At 59.4% G+C, this 2,884-nt stretch carries 4 protein-coding genes; all 4 read right to left on the bottom strand.

Going from position 1 to position 2,884, the window contains the following annotated elements; genetic code table 11:
- The coding region (locus ACIOWA_RS27735) for a YqaJ viral recombinase family protein (protein ID WP_401162904.1) at positions 1-902 on the bottom strand (902 nt) is incomplete at its 3' end.
- Positions 899-1,786, bottom strand: a complete 888-nt coding sequence (gene recT, locus ACIOWA_RS27730) for a recombinase RecT (RefSeq protein ID WP_339494624.1) — start codon at positions 1,784-1,786, stop codon at positions 899-901. The genes recT and ACIOWA_RS27735, both read right to left, overlap by 4 nt.
- Before the next feature lie 157 nt (positions 1,787-1,943).
- Complete coding sequence (locus tag ACIOWA_RS27725; RefSeq protein WP_339503964.1) at positions 1,944-2,390, bottom strand: hypothetical protein; 447 nt, start codon at positions 2,388-2,390, stop codon at positions 1,944-1,946.
- Between the two features lie 3 nt (positions 2,391-2,393).
- The gene (locus ACIOWA_RS27720; RefSeq protein ID WP_339503966.1) at positions 2,394-2,642 is read right to left on the bottom strand and encodes a hypothetical protein; all 249 of its coding nucleotides are present in this window, start codon (positions 2,640-2,642) and stop codon (positions 2,394-2,396) included.
- Between the last annotated feature and the right edge of the window lie 242 nt (positions 2,643-2,884).

Genomic DNA, 2,884 nt, shown 5'->3' with positions numbered 1-2,884 from the left:
ACCAAACTGTTCAGTTCTAAGCGCTTGCGCCGTGCCTCCGCCGCGATGTCATCGATCGTCTTGAACAGTGCGTCGATGCTTTCGGTTTGGCTCAGAGCGTGCTGCTTAGCAGCTTCTAAGCGCTCCTCTACATCGCTGCACCACTTGACCGTTTTTTCTGCATCGGCGAAGTGCTGATCCGTTTCCAGTTCGGTATTAATCGAGTTGAAGACGGCCAGCGAGTGTGCTTTGAATTGCTCCAGGTTGCTGGCGGTGACCATGCCGGTCACTTCGATGCGCAGCGCTGGCAAGGATTCCGGCGTTTTACCTACGGCTTCCGGCACCACCTCGGCGGGAGTGAAGTCCAGCAGATCGGCCTGGAACTGTTTCCAGCCGGCGACGAGTGTCGCAGCCCGACCCGGTACCGGCGTGTACTCCATCGAAACGAAGTTTTCTTCGGTGCCATCGGAGCAGACGAAGATCACCTTCTCGGCGCCGCTCACCAACAGCTGCTGTTCGAGCTGCCAGTAATAGTGCGGATCCAGCACGCCGGTGCGAACGTCGGCGGCGAGCTGCTCGTTCCACATTTTGTGTTCGAACAGCACGTCGCCGAGGATTGTGCAGTCATCGAGGGATGCGAGCAGATCACCTTCGGTGCCGACGACGGGAAACAAGTCCTCGCCAATTCGTCCTTCTAGAATCGGCCGAGCAAGTGCCTCGGCTTCGTGTCCCTTGTCGAACAAGTTTTTCTGCACCCACCACGACACGTCCCGATCGAGCCCAGTCTTTTTCGCATGCAGCAGCTCGGTCCGCTTCATCTGTTTCGATGCGCCCATCATTGCTGGTGCTTCCGACGCAGTGAAGTGGTTGGCGCGGAGCGCATGCCAGGCTTCGGAACCCTGAGCGACATTGTGGATTTTCATTCGTGGTCTCCTTCAATCGGCGCGAGCGCTTTGATCTTGGCGATCTGCTCTTCGCTCAGGGTGAATTTGCTGCTGACGGTTGCGATCAGGTGATCAGGGGCGGAACGTCCGGCGTCGACCGCGGTTTGCCATTTGGGCAGGTTTTCCGCGAGCTTCTCGTCGGGGTAGGGCGGAAGTTCAGCTGGTGCCGCGCCACGCGCCGGTGATACGTCACGAATTGTTGGTGCGGATTCTTCGAGCTCATCTGGGCTGTACACGCCGAGGATCACGTCAGGGCAATAGAGGCGCGACCAGCGCTTGGTAGCGAGGTATGCCAGTTGCTGGCGGGGATCGTCAGCCCAGAGTGTGCTGTTGCGGGTGCGAGCTTGGGCCAGCAGCAACTCAAGGACGCGCGGCTCGTCTTCGCCGCGGAAGGTTGCCCAGACTTTCACGCCTAGGCCCTGCTCATCCTCAAGCTTCCAGCCCGGGACGCGGTACTCGCCTTTGTCGCCATTCTTGATGGTGAATTTGCCGATCACCTTTTCCCAGGCGCCGTACCACTCGTAGTGCAGGCGATCCAGCACCGGTGCGCAGGTAGTGATCACCGCGTTGACCAGTTGCGCCTCGTAGCCCAGCACACCGTTAACCAGGTGCGTTTTCTGCGCGACGGCGAACGGGTTCATTTTCCACTGCATCGATTGCATTACGACCGCCAAACAATCCGCTGCATTGCCGTTGAAGTGCTTCGGCAGAGTGGCGCGGCCGGTGGCCATTACTTCGGCCAGGCGCATCATCTTGTCTAAGCTGTCACCGTCCAGTACCAGAGCGCTGGTGCTGGTTGCTGCGTGCGGAAGGACGTGGAGGTTTCGGTCGTGCGCCACCGGCGCCACGCTTTGAGCGGACATGACTGTTCCTTGCCGCGCGGTGCGCAGCGATTGAAAGGTGCGTGCTATTGAGGGATTGGCGAAGAAAGGGCGCCGAGCAACATGATGGCGGTGCAGGTGGCGAGCGCGAAGAATGAGCTGCGCCAGAACCAGAAGCGTCTGGCGCGTTGCTGGGCTGTCATGCGGCATCGTCCTTTCGCATTTCTGCAAGATCGGCGGCGCGCTCGGCTTCAAGCTCTTCCGCCCGCGCCCGGCCATACTCGTTTGCGTGAGGCCGGATCAGTGCTTCAGCGACGTCGTGCAGCGCTGTCGGGTGGTCGCCTTTCGGCTGGCCCAGCGCAGAGATGGCGAGGTCATAGATGGCGCCGTGAGCCCGGCGACCGTCGGCGATAATCTCGCAAATCATTCGCTCAATCGGATACTCGCGGTTATCCGTGAGCAGTGGGGCAATGTGTTCTTGTGCGCCTAAGTGTTCGGACAGTGCCTCCCACAGCGATTGCGGAGTCACCAAAGCTACCGTCTTACCGTGAGCTCGCGGCGCCGTGACGTTGTCACCGCAGATCAGCGAGTTGATTGCGTCATGGAGCCAGTCCGGCCCTTCAACGTTGTCGAGGAAATCAGTCATGGTCTACTCCTGGGATTCAAGCTTGCGCGCCAAAGCGCAGGCCTCGTTGTGATCGCGACGGAAGCCACGGGCTTTGCCGGTGCGGCCATCCAAGACATGGAAGAATGCAGTACCTGCCGGCTTCACAACGAAGCGAGGCATCGTTACCGGTAGCGGCCGGCCGATCAGTGAGTAGAGGTCTTCCGTGGCGATGCGTGAACGAATGCGCAGTGCTGCGCGCACTTCTTTGCCGAGCTGAACGCTTGGGTGCATGGGCGCCTCCAGAGTTAGGCGTTAGGCGGTGGCTTTTGCTGAAATTAGCTGCTTCGCCTCTATCTCTTCGTCGAATGACAGAAGGTGAGGCGCTGCTAGGTAAAGGCTGAGTAACCGTTCGTTTTCATCCGTTGACCATGTTTGGTCGTAAGCGTATGGGGAATACGCCTTGCGTAGATCAGCCAGGCATCCATTGATGCGGCAGTAGATGCTCGATCTCACTGGCTTTCTGCGTCGGCAAT

Source organism: Pseudomonas sp. NPDC087614, assembly GCF_044743485.1.
In the GTDB taxonomy this organism is placed as follows: Bacteria; Pseudomonadota; Gammaproteobacteria; order Pseudomonadales; family Pseudomonadaceae; genus Aquipseudomonas; species Aquipseudomonas baetica_A.
The sequence above is the reverse complement of the archived record's forward strand: the minus strand, read 5'-3'. Positions and strand labels throughout refer to the sequence as shown.